The organism is Pseudohongiella sp. O18 (genome assembly GCF_021729085.1).
In the GTDB taxonomy this organism is placed as follows: domain Bacteria; phylum Pseudomonadota; class Gammaproteobacteria; order Pseudomonadales; family Pseudohongiellaceae; genus Pseudohongiella.
In genome coordinates, this window is record NZ_JAJSAR010000001.1 from 710,780 (window position 1) to 724,766 (window position 13,987).

The following is a 13,987-nucleotide window of genomic DNA, read 5'->3' on the forward strand; positions in this document are numbered from 1 at the left end:
CGGCAGGGACGAATAATGGGCCAGGGATGGCCCGCCTCCTGACTGTGTGGTCTACAGCAGATCTGGCCCGCCACCAACGCCGGGCTTCTGTGTTCGCAGCGCCTTCAGGCTCTTGTTGATGCGTTTCAGATAATCCTTCAACAGGTCTTTTCGCAGACGGGCCACACCCATCGCCAACACATCAATCACCAGCAGGTGGGCTATCCGGGATGATACCGGCGTAAACACCTGCAGGTCCTCTTCCATATTCACAAAAATCGGTATGGTGCACAGCTTGATCAATGGTGTGTCCTGGGGTGCCAGGCCGATGACCGTGGCCCCGGCTTCCAGGGCCAGCTCCACACTCTGAATCAGGGCTTTGGTTCGGCCAGACTGAGATATCGCGACAATCACATCGCTTTCGCTTAATGACAGAGCGGACATATGCTGAATATGTGGGTCTGTGTACGCCGCACTGGACAGTTGCAGCCTGAAGAACTTGTGCTGCGCATCTGATGCCACTGAGCCGGAGGCGCCAAAGCCGTAGAATTCGACACGCTTGGCCTGATTGATGGCAATGATGGCCGCTTCCAGCGCGGCTGGGTCCAGCTCGTCGCGGACTGCGATCAGGGAGCCAATCGTGGAGTCAAACACCTTATGGCTCAGGTCAGCAACGGTATCCGAATCATCAACCGAGAACTGCGAATAGCTGCTGTTCGCACCAAGATGCTGGGCCAGTTGTAACTTGAAGGACTGGAACCCATCAAAGTCCAGCGCCCGACAAAAGCGGACCACCGTCGGCTCGCTGACATCTGCGTGCGCGGCAACATCCATGATACGCATGGTCAGCACCGCGGCCGCATTATCCACGACAAAATCCGCCACCTTGCGTTCTGACTTGCGCAGAGATTCGCGTCTATCCTTGATTTTTGTGATCAGATTCTGGGCGTCCACCGCTGCCTTCCTGTTACACTGCAGTGAGAAACTATAGCAGGAAGGGGGTTGCCAAGACAGTGCGAGTTCGTCTGGGACAGCGCATGCAGGACATCAGCGCTACATCATGGAATGCATTGGCTGGGGGTGCTGGTCCATTCCTGAGGCATGAATTTCTGGCGGCGCTGGAGGCCAGTGACTCAGTGGCACGCTCTACCGGCTGGCAACCTTATCATGTCACGGTGCACGACCATGATGAATTGATTGCAGCGATGCCCCTGTACGTCAAGCACCACTCTTACGGCGAATATGTATTCGACTGGTCCTGGGCCGATGCCTATCGTCGTTACGGCAAGCCATACTACCCGAAACTGTTGACGGCAATCCCGTTCACACCCAGCCAGGGCTCTCGCCTGCTGGTGAAGGATGCACAAGTACAAAGCAAAGTATTGCCGTTGCTTGTGGATACGATAAGAGGGTATACACAGCAAGGCGAGTTCAGTTCCTGGCATCTGCTGTTTCCACACCCTGATGATGCAGATGGGCTTGATCAGACTGGCCTCATCCGGCGTGAGGGTTGTCAGTACCATTGGCATAATCGAGGTTATGATTCATTTGACGATTTTCTCGCCCAGTTCAGTTCGCGCAAACGAAAGAATCTGCGCAAAGAGCGTCTGTCCATCAATGATCAGGGATTGAGTTTTCACCGAATTCACGGCACCGATATTGATCAGCACACCTGGGATATTTTTTATCGCTTTTATCAGAATACCTACCAGATTCGGGGTCAGCACGGTTATCTGACGCGCGACTTCTTCTCTCGTCTTGCCAGTCAGATGCCCGAGAATGTCCTGCTCATCATGGTGAAACACCGTGATCGATACGTCGCTGGCGCGCTATTCCTTTACGATGAGCACTCACTGTTTGGACGCTATTGGGGTTGTGAGGCAGATTTTCACAATCTGCATTTCGAAACATGTTACTACCAGGGCATTGAGTTCTGTATTGAAAAGGGGCTGACACTTTTCGACGCGGGAGCCCAGGGTGAACACAAACTACGCCGTGGGTTTGAACCGGTGCGCACGCTGTCATATCACTGGATAGAAGATCCGGCATTCAGACACGCAATCGCCGACTATTGTCAGCAAGAGTCGCTCCACGTCACGGAGTTTATCGACTCTGCTGAAACGTATCTTCCGTTCAAAAAATCACTGACCGTCGACGATCAGTTCACCAAGTAATTTACGCTGCTCATTGTCCGGGTCAACAAAGCGCACCAGAAGATTGACGAACTCCGAGTCGGGCCTTTTTTCAACCGCTGCGCAACTGTGTACGTAGGCTTTTAGTCCGGTGATGCTGCCTGCTGCCTGATTGCCAGGAGACAGTGTCAGCGTCAGTGACTCAAACACACCTGGATGTACATCGGCTCGTTTGGTTACCATCAATGCTTCGTCGATACTGATAGCTTTTATCATGCATCGAAGCTCCTGGTCACGCCAGTGAATTATACCGGTACCCTTGATGCGAGGCTTCTCTGGTTTGCCACTGGTCAGCGCCGCCGCCGAGCCTCCGGCCAGCGGGTCTTTGCCGCTGAGAATCTCAACAGAACTGAAGGGGCCAGATTTACCACTTTGGCTGGGTTCGGCGTTTGGTTTTGGCAGCTTGCCTGAGCGAACCAGAGACTTGCGGACTTTCTGTAACAGCTCTTCGGGTGTGAAAGGCTTGCCAAGATAGTCAGAGACACCAGCCTGTACCGCGCGCATGATATTGTCTTTGCCGCCCAGGCTGGTGATCATTATGAAAGGAATAGATGCCAGCTTCTCCTCTGCACGTACCCATTGCAACAGCTCCTCACCACTCATGCCCGGCATTTCCCAGTCGCTGAGAATCAGGTCGACGGGTTGCCTGGCCAGAATGGATTGTGCTTTTCGCCCATCCGACGCTTCCATGATTTCGCATTGTGGAAGATATTTGCGAATGGTCCGCTTTATCAGGTCCCGGATGAAACTGGCGTCGTCGCAAAGCAGAATGCGGATCTTCATATCAGGCCTGCTTTCTCAAAAAGACGGGTGACTTTTCACTGGAGTCCTTTTCACTGTATCGGTAACCTGCCACATCAAAGTCCAGTAGAGCTGACCTGCTCCGTACCCGATTTTTTATTACCCATGAAGCCATCATGCCGCGAGCCTTCTTGGCGTAGAAGCTGATTATTTTGTACTGACCATTTTTGTAATCTTTAAAAACCGGGCTGACAACAGGAGCGCACAGCTTTTTGGGGCTGACCGACTTAAAGTATTCATTCGAGGCCAGATTGAGCAGGAACGGGTTTTTCTGTTCGGCCAAAAGAGAGTTCAGGTGCTCTGTCAGTGTGTCACCCCAGAATTGATACAAAGACTCGAATTTTCCATGCTTGAGCGCGGTACCCATTTCCAGACGATAAGGCTGCATCAGATCAAGCGGCCGGAGCAGGCCGTAAAGACCTGACAGGATACGGACATGATTCTGCGCGAATGTCAGATCGCGTTTGTTGAGTGACTGTACGTCCAGCCCAATGTACACATCACCCGTGAAGGCGAAAATGGCCGGTCGTGCGTTGTCTTCGTTAAACGGAAGTTGCCAGTTAAGATTGCGCTGAAAATTCAGTTCGCCCAGCTTTGGGCTGATGTGCATCAATTTTGACAGATCATCAGGTGAATACTTGCGCAGCGTTTTCACCAGTTTGGCCGACGCATCCAGAAACTCGGGTTGAGTCACCGTCAGTTTAGGTGTGGTTGACTCAAAATCGAGAGATTTTGCTGGTGATAAAACCAATAACATATAAAGCCTCTATTGCGACCACTACACTGAGCTGGCGAGATCCTGCCACCAGTTCAGTGGCGTCTGGCCATCCTCAGGGTCGTAAACATTGCCATAGTACCAGACACTTTCCGGAAAGCGCTTCAGCACGGCTGTAATGACTTCTTCAATCTTCTTGAAGCCAATCGACACATGCACACTGTAAATCAGCACGCCCGGACTGCAGACGTCGCGGGTACCATCAATGAGCTCAATCTCAGGTGTCAGGGCCTGATCCAGCTCCGCTATGTTATGCTTACTGAAAACACGGATACTCAGATTACCGCTGTGTTCAAGTAATTCGTATCCACCTGTGTTATCGGCCGGATAACGGATTAGATCACCGGAAGCGAGTCCGCGAACGAAAACAGGCGACTTCTCCAGCCGGAACTGATCGGGGTGTCCCTCGACAGCAATAGCTGAGACCTGTTCCACCACAGGGTCATTATTATCGTTATAGCCTGCGATTACCGGGAGCTGTTGCGTCTGGCTCATGTTATGCCCTGGTGCCTGAAATATGTCTGAACAAAAACGCCATTGTAACGCGTGAGCTACCATGCTGGTACTGTTTGAAAGGATCGTACAGCGCAGTCGCTGGTTTAAAGGCCCCGCCTTTGTGGCGCTGGCCGCGATGTTGGCAGTATGCGCCTGGGTGCTGGTATGGGCTCCGATGCCGGTGCAGGATCAGTGGCTGATACCGATAATTGTCCTGACACTCTGGCTGCTGCTCTGTGCCTCGACGATAACTGTATTTACCAATGTTCCCCTGAATGACTATCAAAATCTGGGCTGGACAGGCAAAATACGCCGCAAACTGGCCAGGTTCCTTTTTCATTTGCTTGCCTGGTTCATGCTAATAATCAGTCTGGCCTTGCTGGTAGTCAGTTTTCAGCTGCTGATGGCCTGGTTTAGAGGGCCCTGAACAAAACCAATAACAGGAGTACAACGTGGGCCTGATCGACGACGATATGGATAAAGATCCCGTTCCGGCAGGGGAACTTGCCCTGCAGACCCTGGCCATGCCGAGGGATACCAACGCCAATGGCGACATATTCGGTGGCTGGCTGGTCTCGCAGATGGACCTTGCCGCGGGGATTGCCACCAAACAGGTGACCCGTGGCCGATCTGCTACGGTTGCGATCAAAAATGTGGAGTTTCTGGCGCCTGTCAGCGTCGGTTCGGTGGTCAGCTGTTATGCCGAGGTGCTGGAGATTGGCCGTAGCTCGATGCACATCAACATTGAAGTGTGGATATCGAACTCGCTGACTCAGGAAGCACAGCGCAAGGTGGCAGAGGGATTGTTCATTTTTGTGGCCATCGATGACAATGGCCGCACACGCCGCATTACGCCGCCCAACCAGTAGTTGGTAAAGGGCCCAGAGGTATTTACCTTCGTAAATCCTTCAGGCCCTTTGGGTCCTCCGTCGCCTTTACCGTAGGCTTAAACGCCTTCCTTGATAAATGTGCTGGTGATTTTACCGCTGGTCATGGCGCCACTGACATTCAGTGCAGTGCGGCCCATATCTATCAGCGGTTCAATTGAAATCAGCAGTGCGGCCAGCTCAACCGGCAGACCCATGGCTGGCAACACGATCAGTGCGGCAAATGTTGCACCGCCACCAACACCGGCGACACCAAACGAACTGATAGTGATAATGCCGATCAGTGACAGAATAAAGCCAATGTCCATCGGGTTGATGCCGACCGTCGGAGCGGCCATCACAGCAAGCATGGCCGGGTAGATGCCGGCACAGCCATTCTGGCCAATGGTGGCGCCAAACGATGCGGACAGACTGGCAATCGACGGTGGTACCTTCAGCTCATCTACCTGCGTGCGGATATTCAACGGAATGGTAGCTGCGGAACTGCGCGTGGCGAATGCAAAGGTCAGCACCGGCCAGATCTTGCGGTAGAACTCGGCCGGATTATTACCCGTCAGGCTGAGCAGCAATCCATGCACGCCGAACATGATGCCCAGTGCAATGTAAGACGCCACAACAAAACCAATCAGATTCAGGATGTCGCTGCCATTGGAGCCCGCTACCACATAGGTCACCAGCGACAGGATGCCATAAGGTGTCAGACCCATGATCATCTTCACCAGACGCATCACAATGGCCTGAATGGTTTCCGTACCACCCTTGATGCGATCGCTGTATTCGGGCTTCTCGCGGCTGACCAGCAGTGCCGCCAGACCAAACAGCATGCCGAAGATAACTACGGCAATAATGGATGTACTGCGTGCTTCGGTCAGGTCACGGAAGATGTTGGTAGGGATGAAATTGACGATGACCTGGGCGAAAGTCAGGCCTTCCACCATGGGGGCCCGTGACTCCAGGAATTCCACCCGCGCCGCCTCGCGCGCACCACCGACCATGCCCTCAGCGGTCAGTCCGAACAGGTTGGTGACCACGATACCGACAATCGCGGCAATCATCGTGGTGAAGACCAGAATACCAATGACTGAACCGCCAATTTTACCCAGTGCGGCTACCTCATGCAGACGCACCACTGCCGCAATCATGGTGACAAGCACCAGCGGGATGATAATCATGCGCAGCAATGCGACATATATATCGCCAGGCAGATCCGTCCAGGTGAGTGTGGGACGGATTTCATCGATATTGCCGCCATGAATGATCTGCAGGAACAGACCAAACACCACACCCATGGCAAGCGCTATGAAGACCTGTTTGGCAAGACTGGTATCGGGTCGGCGCAGTTTGTACAGGGCGTACAGCAGGGCCACGAAGATGATGATACCGAGCACGTTTAACATGGACATGGAGGATCTCCCGTTATTATTGTCCCACTTGTTTTTGTTCCACTCTTATAGCGCGTAAGCTACTGCCCTAGCAAACATTTTGCCAGAGACGAAGGCAACTGAGTGCGTTGCCATCATCAAATAGGTTCAAGACGCGCGTAGGCAAGTACCAGCCACTTGCTGCCTACTTCGGTGAAATTCACCTGGACGCGTGCATTATTGCCACTGCCCTCGTAATTCAGGACCACGCCTTCGCCAAACTTGCCGTGACGCACACGCTGGCCCAGGGTGATGTTGGTCTGAGGCACCGCGGCACCGCCGTAAAGACTGCTCGATGAGGCCCGTGGCGCGACTGCCGGGCGCTGGATGGTGGTTTTCATCCGTACCGGCTCAATCAATTCCTGCGGCAATTCGCGGATAAACCGGGATGGCCGGCAGATGTTGACATCCCCGTGCATTCGCCGCGATTCAGCGCAGGTCAGATACAGCTTTTCCATGGCGCGGGTGATGCCGACGTAGCAGAGCCGGCGTTCTTCCTCCACGCCGGTCAGGTTTTCCATCGACATTTTGTGCGGGAACAGGCCTTCTTCCATACCGGCGAGAAACACCAGCGGGAACTCCAGGCCTTTGGCGCTGTGCAGAGTCATCATCTGCACGGCATCGTCTGATTCTGAAGCCTGCGCCTCGCCAGCGTCCAGCGCCGCCTGATCCAGGAACGAGGCAAGTACGTCGCTGGTCAGCGCCAGTGGGTCATCACTCTCGTCGAGCCCGGAACTTTGCGCCTGCCAGTCTTCGGCAAAGCTGCGTGTGGCACTGATCAGTTCGTCCAGGTTTTCCAGTCGACCCTGGGCTTTATCACCGCCTTCTTTCTGGTGATGTTCAATCAGGCCGCTCTGCTTGATGACATGAGCGACTTTTTCGCCCAGTTCCAGCGGATGACAGTTTTCATCCATGTCATCAATCAAACGCATGAATGCCTGCACGGCTGCCGCCGCACGAGCAGGCAACAGTTTATGGTCGAGACTGCGCTGACAGGCCTGCCATAGGGACGACCCGTCATTGCGCGCCAGTTCCCGCAGGCTGTCCAGCGTACGCGCACCAATGCCGCGCGTCGGTACATTGATGACACGCTCCATGGCAGTATCGTCATGACGATTAACCGTCAGGCGCAGATAGGCCAGCGCGTTGCGGATTTCCAGCCGGTCGTAAAAGCGCTGGCCGCCATAGATGCGATAGGGCATGGATACCCGCAGCAGGGCTTCTTCCAGCTCGCGGGACTGGGCGTTGGAGCGGTACAGGACTGCTGCATCACTGAGGCGATGTCCGGTGTTCAGCCAGTCCTGCAGCCGATCCACAATGAATCTGGCTTCGTCTTGCTCGTTGAACGCCTCGTAAAGCGAAATGGCTTCGCCTTCGCGGTCCTCCGTCCACAGCTCTTTGCCCAGCCGGCCCTGGTTGTTGGCAATCAGGTGGTTGGCTGCCTTGAGGATGGTGGAAGTCGAGCGGTAGTTGCGCTCCAGCCGGATGATGTCAGCGCCGGTAAAATCCTTGTTGAACTGCTGGATGTTTTCGATGCGGGCACCGCGCCAGCCGTAAATCGACTGATCATCGTCGCCAACCACCATCAGGTGATTATTGCCGCCGGCCAGCACTCGCAGCCAGGCGTACTGCACGGCGTTAGTGTCCTGGAACTCATCGACCAGAATATGGCTGAAGCGGCGCTGATAGTGGTCCAGCAGGCCGGGATTGTTCAGCCACAGCTCGTGGGCGCGAAGCAGGATTTCAGCAAAGTCCACCATGCCTCCGCGCTGACAGGCCTCTTCATAGGCGGTATAAACCGTGAGCATGGTGCGGGTGAACTCGTCACCATAGTGTTCTATGTTGGCGGCGCGCAGACCTTCGTCTTTCTGTGCGTTGATGTACCACTGCACCTGGCGCGGGGGCCATTTGTCCTCGTTAATGCCCAGCGCCTTGCTCAGACGCTTTATCAGCCGAAGCTGGTCATCACTGTCCAGGATCTGGAAGTTCTCAGGCAGATTGGCTTCACGCCAGTGTTGGCGCAGCAGCCGGTGCGCCAGGCCATGAAAAGTGCCGACCCACATGCCGCCGATCGGGCGCTCCAACAGCTCTTCGATACGGCTGCGCATTTCGCGGGCGGCCTTGTTGGTAAATGTAACGGCGAGAATGCCAAAAGGCGATACGCCCTCCACCTGCATCAGCCAGGCGATGCGATGGACCAGCACGCGGGTCTTGCCGCTGCCGGCGCCAGCCAGTACCAGCATACTGCCAGGGGGAGCGGAGACAGCCCGGCGTTGCTCGTCGTTCAAGGAATCTAGTAAGTGGGATACGTCCATAACCGCTTATTGTAGCAGCCTGATTAAAGCATGGCTGTGATATTTATCCTTTTGCCCACTACGCCTTGCTGATAAAATACCGATCCTTTGCTCGATAAAAGACACCCATTTAGCTAGCTGAATCAGGAGTAGATTATGTCTGCAAAATCAGACAACGCACCGTTTGACTGGAAAGATCCGTTTTTGCTGGAACAGATGCTGACCGAAGAAGAGCGCATGATTCGTGATACCGCGCGTCAGTACTGTCAGGAAAAACTGCTGCCGAGGGTGCGTGACGCGTATCGCAATGAGCAGACTGATCCTGAAATTTTCCGCGAGATGGGCGCACTGGGCCTGCTGGGCCCAGCACTGGACGGCTACGGTTGCACCGGCACCAACTATGTGAGCTATGGTCTGGTGGCTCGTGAAGTGGAGCGCGTCGACTCAGGCTACCGCTCAATGTTCAGCGTACAGTCCTCGCTGGTCATGCACCCGATCCACGCTTTCGGCAGCGAAGAGCAGAAGCAGAAGTATCTGCCCAAACTGGCAAGCGGCGAGTTCATCGGCTGTTTTGGTCTGACCGAGCCGGACCACGGATCCGATCCGGGTGGCATGGTGACTCGCGCCCGCACAGTCGAGGGTGGCTACAAACTCAGTGGCGCCAAAAACTGGATTTCCAACTCACCCATCGCCGATGTGTTCATCGTCTGGGCCAAGAATGATGATGGCGTGATCAAGGGTTTCATCCTGGACAAGGGCATGGCCGGCCTGTCAGCACCCAAGATTGAAGGCAAGCTGGCGCTGCGTGCGTCCATCACCGGTGAAATCGTCATGGACGAAGTGTTTGTGCCGGAAGAGAACATGCTGCCTCACGTTGAAGGCCTGAAAGGTCCGTTCAGCTGTCTGAACTCTGCGCGTCTGGGTATCGCCTGGGGTGCCCTGGGTGCTGCAGAGACCTGCTGGCACGCGGCTCATGACTACGTCATGGATCGCAAGCAGTTCGGTCGACCATTGGCTGCCAATCAGCTGATCCAGAAAAAGCTGGCTGTAATGCAGACGGAGATTTCGCTGGCACTGCTGGGCTGCCTGCAGGCCACTCGTCTGAAGGACGAAGGCAAACTGGGTATTCCGCTGATTTCTCTGCTTAAGCGCAATTCATGTCTGAAGGCGCTGGACGTGGCACGAGAAGCGCGCGACATGCTGGGCGGCAATGGTATCTCTGATGAATATCCGGTCATGCGCCACATGCAGAACCTGGAAGTGGTCAATACCTACGAAGGCACTCAGGATATTCACGCTCTGATTCTGGGCCGTGCCCAGACAGGCATCCAGGCGTTCTTCTAAGCTTGAATGAGTCGGAGGGCTTTGGCCTGCTGAATCCCTCCGGGCTCACTAAGCAACACCCTCATTGCTGCCTTGCTGAGCCAGCTTTGCCAGCAGACCGAATAACGCAGTGTCGTTAAGCAGCGCCATTTTTTCCCGGCGATTCATCCAAGCCAGAACCTCCGATACATCCGCAGCATCACTGAGTTTGAGCCTGGCGCCGGCGGCATCCATGTCCGGATCTCCGCGGCGTTTGACCGGACGCTCTCCGGCCAGATTGAAATGGCGGGACGCCTTTTCGCTGTCCGTTAACAGCAGCGGAACGTCCACGGCATCCACCACATTCTGGAACTCTTCCCGGTAGCGATCACGGTCGTTAATTTCCGGCGCAGAGGACACCTCTTCAGGAATCCGCAGCAGCCCCAGCCAGGCCAGCATTCGCGCAAAGCTTTTGCTGCCGCTGAGCGCTGACAGAGGGATCGACAGTACCAGGCCAGTAATAATTGGCAGCATCCAGTAAAGTAGCGGGTTTTGCAGCAACACCAGGCCTGCCAGCACGCTAATGCCGACCAGGGTGTGAAACCAGTGGTGCTTGAACAGCAGGCCCCAGTCGGTGCCATGGGTATCGCGCTGCTGAGTTGACCAGCCCGAATCCTTGCCACGAATTATTTCCCAGACCTGGCGGCTGTGAATCATCATAAATATGGGCGCAAAAAGTATCGAAAAGAACAGCTCAAGTGCCGCACTCAGTGTCAGCCGGATGGGCCCCATGGCACTGCGAACATCGCGCCGGAACAGGCCAGCCAGGTATCCCAGTAACTTGGGTAACAGCAGCACCGACATGGTGAACACAAACAGCATGATCATGCGCTGTGAGTCAAATACTGGCCAGTGGGGGAATAGCTGAAAGTCGTCAGTGAAGTATTCAAAGCCCTGGGTTGCAATCTGTGCACTGATCAATAGGCCCACTGTCATCATGGCCAGCCATAGCGGCGATGCGATATAGCTCATCACGCCGATCAACATGTGCATGCGATTGGGCCAGCGCATGCCTCGTGTCGGAATCACGCCCAGATGCTGGATATTCCCCTGAGCCCAGCGTCTGTCCCGCACCGCAGAATCCAGCAGGGTAGGCGGGCTTTCCTCCCAGGAACCTGTCTGTGCCGGCATCATGCGAACTGACCAGCCCGCTCGGCGAATCAGCGCTGCCTCCACGAAATCGTGTGACATGATATGACCACCAAATGGTCGTGGCCCGGACATGACGGGCAGTCCTGCCGCACTGGCGAAGGCAGAGACACGAATAATGGCATTGTGGCCCCAGTAATTACCGTCATCACCCTGCCAGGCGGTCATACCATGCGCGACGACGGGTCCGTACAGCGTGCCAGCAAATTGCTGCAGACGGGCGAACAGCGTCTTGCCGGCGTAGAGTCGTGGCAAGGTCTGCAAAATCCCACAGCCAGGATCCGCATCCATTTCCCTGACCATGAAAGTCAGGGTGTCGGCTGCAATCAGGCTGTCTGCGTCAAGCACGATCATATAGTCGTACCGAGCCCCCCAGCGGGTCACGAAATCCTGCACATTACCGGCCTTGCGCGCTGTGTTCATGTAGCGGCGCCGATACCAGACCGAAATGCGCCCTTGAAGGCGCTCGCGCAGCATGTCCACCGCAGCCGTTTCTTTGACCCACACATCCGGGTCGGTGGAATCAGAAATAATGAAAATCTCAAACCAGTGTTGTTGCTGTCTGGTGATCAATGCTTCAGCCATGGCCAATAATGCGGAGCAGGTGGCGGCAGGATCTTCGTTGTAGACTGGCATCAGCAAAGCGGTCTTGCCACGCGGCTGGGCGCCTGAACTGGCAGCGGCCTTGGGGTGGCCAAAAAACAGTCCGGCTATGGCGCCGGTTGCAGCCAATGCGATCCAGCCAAAGGTCAGCAGGTACAGGACCAGTAACAACCACTGCAGTCGGGTCACATCGCTGACCGAGATAATCAGATACATCTGGTAGCCGGCGTAGGCGGTTAGCGCCAACGCCCCAGGAAACGTGATCAGTCTGGCCAGAAAGGTTGCCAGAGACTGCCAGCGAAATTGAACCTGCGGAGCAACCTTCAGATTCTGCGCTGGCATGTCCAGCGGCGCCGGCTGGGGTGTGGCGCCAACAATTTCCCTTATTGAGTCCATCTATATATCCAGGTTTCGCCCCACTGTTTATCATTGACGTGCAGAGTCACGCGTAATTCCATCAGATCGGCACGGCCCGGGTCGATCCTGATAAAGGCGCGATACTGACCCGTCGCCTGGACCAGCGTACCACTTGTGTCGATCAGGGTACCGGCGCTATTCGTGACACGTATCTCGACGGCGTCGGAATCCGTGATGACATTGGGAATCGTGTCACCACCTGCGTAGTCGATTACAAATACCATGTCATCGCCATTTATCGACTGACCGCGGCTGGTGTCGGTAATCCGCCCCACCTCCAGCTCATACGGGCCAACCGGGCCCCAGTGCATGCGATACCGGTAATCATACTGGTTGCCGGGTTGCAGACTGTCTTCGGGCTGCCAGTAAGCCACGATGTTGTCGTGAACTTCCTGCGGTGTGGGAATCTCAACCAGAACCACCTCACCAACGCCCCAGTTTTCCAATGGCTCTATCCACAGCGAGGTGCGCTTGTCATAGCGAGCTTCGCTGTCGTTAAAATCTTCGAACTGATTGTGACGCTGCATCAATCCAAAGCCTTTGAGAGAGGACGATGCGGAGGATACAAACGATGAAGACTGCAGGCGCCGCGGGTTGGCCAGCGGGCGCCATATCTGCTCGCCGTTCTGCATCATGATCTGCAGCCCGTCGGAATCATGCACCGCCCGGCGGTAATCGTCATAGCGACTGCGGTTGGTGTCGTCAAACATGAACATGGAGGTCAGCGGTGCGATGCCGTAGTGCGTCATTTCCTCACGGGGGAAGAGAGAGGCCTCTACGTCCATGACGGTCGAATCGCCCGGCCGTATATCAAATCGGAAGGCACCGGTGGTTGATGGGCTGTCGAGCAGAGCGTGGATCACAATCTTCTCAGCACCCACCTCCGGCCGCTCTATCCAGAAATCCGTGAAATAAGGGAACTCCTCACCTTCCGGGCGGGCGGTATTGATCGCCATGCCGCGCGCTGAAAGCCCATAGAACTGGTCCTTGGCCGTGCCCCGAAAGTAGCTGGCACCCTGGAAAACCAGGAACTCCTCGAAGCGATCGGGTGTATTGATCGGGTGATATACGCGGAAACCCGAGTAACCCTGAGCGTCAAAGTTCTGTACGTCGCTGATGCCTTCCTCATACCGGAATATGTCGGTGGTGTAGAGCACCTGACGCGATACACCGCCCACTACCAGATTGATATTGACGGGGGTGGTGTACAAAAAACCCGGGTGGAAAAGATCGAGCGTAAAATTCCTATCCTGTCGTGCCCAGATAGCCGCATACGGATCGAAAGAAATGCGTCGATACTCGTCATAGTCGAGTTCGTTAAGTGGATTGTCCTCATCAAGTGCCGGCAGTTCGAAAGGCTGCTCAGCCAGTGATCGTGCGTGTTCAAGCAGCCACTGGCGACTGAATCGATGTGTAAGACGCTCTGGTTCTGCCGAGGCGGTGCTGGCGGCAGTGCCGGTCGGGCTGGTGGCTCCTGACGGCTGTGACTGCGTCAGTACCGGCGCTGCAAAAACCAGAACGACCGTACAAATGAGCGCGGTCAATATGGCGTAAGCGGGGGACTTTCTGATAACCATTTACTTTCCTCAAAATTTCCCTGAATCCTCAAGAC

At 55.2% G+C, this 13,987-nt stretch carries 12 protein-coding genes; 4 read left to right on the forward strand and 8 right to left on the reverse strand.

Annotation, left to right across the window (positions count from 1 at the left end; genetic code table 11):
- Positions 1 to 51 precede the first annotated feature (51 nt).
- A complete protein-coding gene (locus LVD14_RS03180) occupies positions 52 to 933 on the reverse strand; it encodes an SIS domain-containing protein (protein WP_237132583.1) in 882 nt (293 codons plus the stop codon).
- Between the two features lie 59 nt (positions 934 to 992).
- On the opposite strand from LVD14_RS03180, the gene LVD14_RS03185 reads away from it, so the two are divergent.
- Positions 993 to 2,153, forward strand: a complete 1,161-nt coding sequence (locus tag LVD14_RS03185) for a GNAT family N-acetyltransferase (RefSeq protein ID WP_237132584.1) — start codon at positions 993 to 995, stop codon at positions 2,151 to 2,153.
- Here the strand turns inward: LVD14_RS03185 and LVD14_RS03190 are convergent.
- From LVD14_RS03190 to LVD14_RS03200, 3 genes are read right to left on the reverse strand one after another with little or no spacing between them, the layout of a single operon-like run.
- Positions 2,121 to 2,954 carry a response regulator gene (locus tag LVD14_RS03190; protein ID WP_237132585.1) on the reverse strand — a complete coding sequence of 278 codons (834 nt, stop codon included), beginning with the start codon at positions 2,952 to 2,954 and terminating at the stop codon, positions 2,121 to 2,123. The genes LVD14_RS03185 and LVD14_RS03190 overlap by 33 nt on opposite strands.
- A 1-nt stretch (position 2,955) precedes the next feature.
- Positions 2,956 to 3,729, reverse strand: a complete 774-nt coding sequence (gene yaaA / locus LVD14_RS03195; RefSeq protein ID WP_237132586.1) for a peroxide stress protein YaaA — start codon at positions 3,727 to 3,729, stop codon at positions 2,956 to 2,958.
- 21 nt (positions 3,730 to 3,750) lie between these two features.
- Positions 3,751 to 4,242: a DUF4265 domain-containing protein gene (locus tag LVD14_RS03200; RefSeq protein ID WP_237132587.1), complete on the reverse strand. Its 492-nt coding sequence runs from the start codon at positions 4,240 to 4,242 to the stop codon at positions 3,751 to 3,753.
- A gap of 61 nt (positions 4,243 to 4,303) precedes the next feature.
- On the opposite strand from LVD14_RS03200, the gene LVD14_RS03205 reads away from it, so the two are divergent.
- On the forward strand, positions 4,304 to 4,669 hold the full coding sequence (locus LVD14_RS03205; protein WP_237132588.1) for a hypothetical protein: 366 nt from the start codon (positions 4,304 to 4,306) through the stop codon (positions 4,667 to 4,669).
- A gap of 46 nt (positions 4,670 to 4,715) precedes the next feature.
- On the forward strand, positions 4,716 to 5,111 hold the full coding sequence (locus tag LVD14_RS03210) for an acyl-CoA thioesterase (RefSeq protein WP_237133405.1): 396 nt from the start codon (positions 4,716 to 4,718) through the stop codon (positions 5,109 to 5,111).
- Between the two features lie 77 nt (positions 5,112 to 5,188).
- Here LVD14_RS03210 and LVD14_RS03215 read toward each other — a convergent pair whose 3' ends face one another.
- A complete protein-coding gene (locus LVD14_RS03215) occupies positions 5,189 to 6,532 on the reverse strand; it encodes an L-cystine transporter (protein WP_237132589.1) in 1,344 nt (447 codons plus the stop codon).
- 116 nt (positions 6,533 to 6,648) lie between these two features.
- A complete protein-coding gene (uvrD, locus tag LVD14_RS03220) occupies positions 6,649 to 8,865 on the reverse strand; it encodes a DNA helicase II (protein ID WP_237132590.1) in 2,217 nt (738 codons plus the stop codon).
- Between the two features lie 135 nt (positions 8,866 to 9,000).
- On the opposite strand from uvrD, the gene LVD14_RS03225 reads away from it, so the two are divergent.
- Positions 9,001 to 10,188, forward strand: coding sequence for an acyl-CoA dehydrogenase (locus tag LVD14_RS03225; RefSeq protein ID WP_237132591.1), 1,188 nt, complete (start codon positions 9,001 to 9,003; stop codon positions 10,186 to 10,188).
- A gap of 48 nt (positions 10,189 to 10,236) precedes the next feature.
- Here the strand turns inward: LVD14_RS03225 and mdoH are convergent, their stop codons facing one another.
- Both mdoH and LVD14_RS03235 read right to left on the reverse strand, forming a co-directional pair.
- A complete protein-coding gene (gene mdoH, locus LVD14_RS03230; RefSeq protein WP_237132592.1) occupies positions 10,237 to 12,354 on the reverse strand; it encodes a glucans biosynthesis glucosyltransferase MdoH in 2,118 nt (705 codons plus the stop codon).
- Entirely contained in the window at positions 12,342 to 13,952 is a 1,611-nt protein-coding gene (locus LVD14_RS03235) for a glucan biosynthesis protein (protein WP_237132593.1), read from the reverse strand. Before LVD14_RS03235 ends, mdoH begins: the two co-directional genes overlap by 13 nt.
- Between the last annotated feature and the right edge of the window lie 35 nt (positions 13,953 to 13,987).

Bases quoted from the DNA above. Each gene is read 5' to 3' on its own strand.
- LVD14_RS03210 (WP_237133405.1), top strand. From the start codon at position 4,716: ATGGATAAAGATCCCGTTCCGGCAGGGGAACTTGCCCTGCAGACCCTG.
- LVD14_RS03190 (WP_237132585.1), bottom strand. From the start codon at position 2,954: ATGAAGATCCGCATTCTGCTTTGCGACGACGCCAGTTTCATCCGGGAC.
- LVD14_RS03205 (WP_237132588.1), top strand. From the start codon at position 4,304: ATGCTGGTACTGTTTGAAAGGATCGTACAGCGCAGTCGCTGGTTTAAA.
- LVD14_RS03200 (WP_237132587.1), bottom strand. From the start codon at position 4,242: ATGAGCCAGACGCAACAGCTCCCGGTAATCGCAGGCTATAACGATAAT.
- mdoH (WP_237132592.1), bottom strand. From the start codon at position 12,354: ATGGACTCAATAAGGGAAATTGTTGGCGCCACACCCCAGCCGGCGCCG.
- LVD14_RS03235 (WP_237132593.1), bottom strand. From the start codon at position 13,952: ATGGTTATCAGAAAGTCCCCCGCTTACGCCATATTGACCGCGCTCATT.
- LVD14_RS03215 (WP_237132589.1), bottom strand. From the start codon at position 6,532: ATGTCCATGTTAAACGTGCTCGGTATCATCATCTTCGTGGCCCTGCTG.
- uvrD (WP_237132590.1), bottom strand. From the start codon at position 8,865: ATGGACGTATCCCACTTACTAGATTCCTTGAACGACGAGCAACGCCGG.
- yaaA (WP_237132586.1), bottom strand. From the start codon at position 3,729: ATGTTATTGGTTTTATCACCAGCAAAATCTCTCGATTTTGAGTCAACC.
- LVD14_RS03225 (WP_237132591.1), top strand. From the start codon at position 9,001: ATGTCTGCAAAATCAGACAACGCACCGTTTGACTGGAAAGATCCGTTT.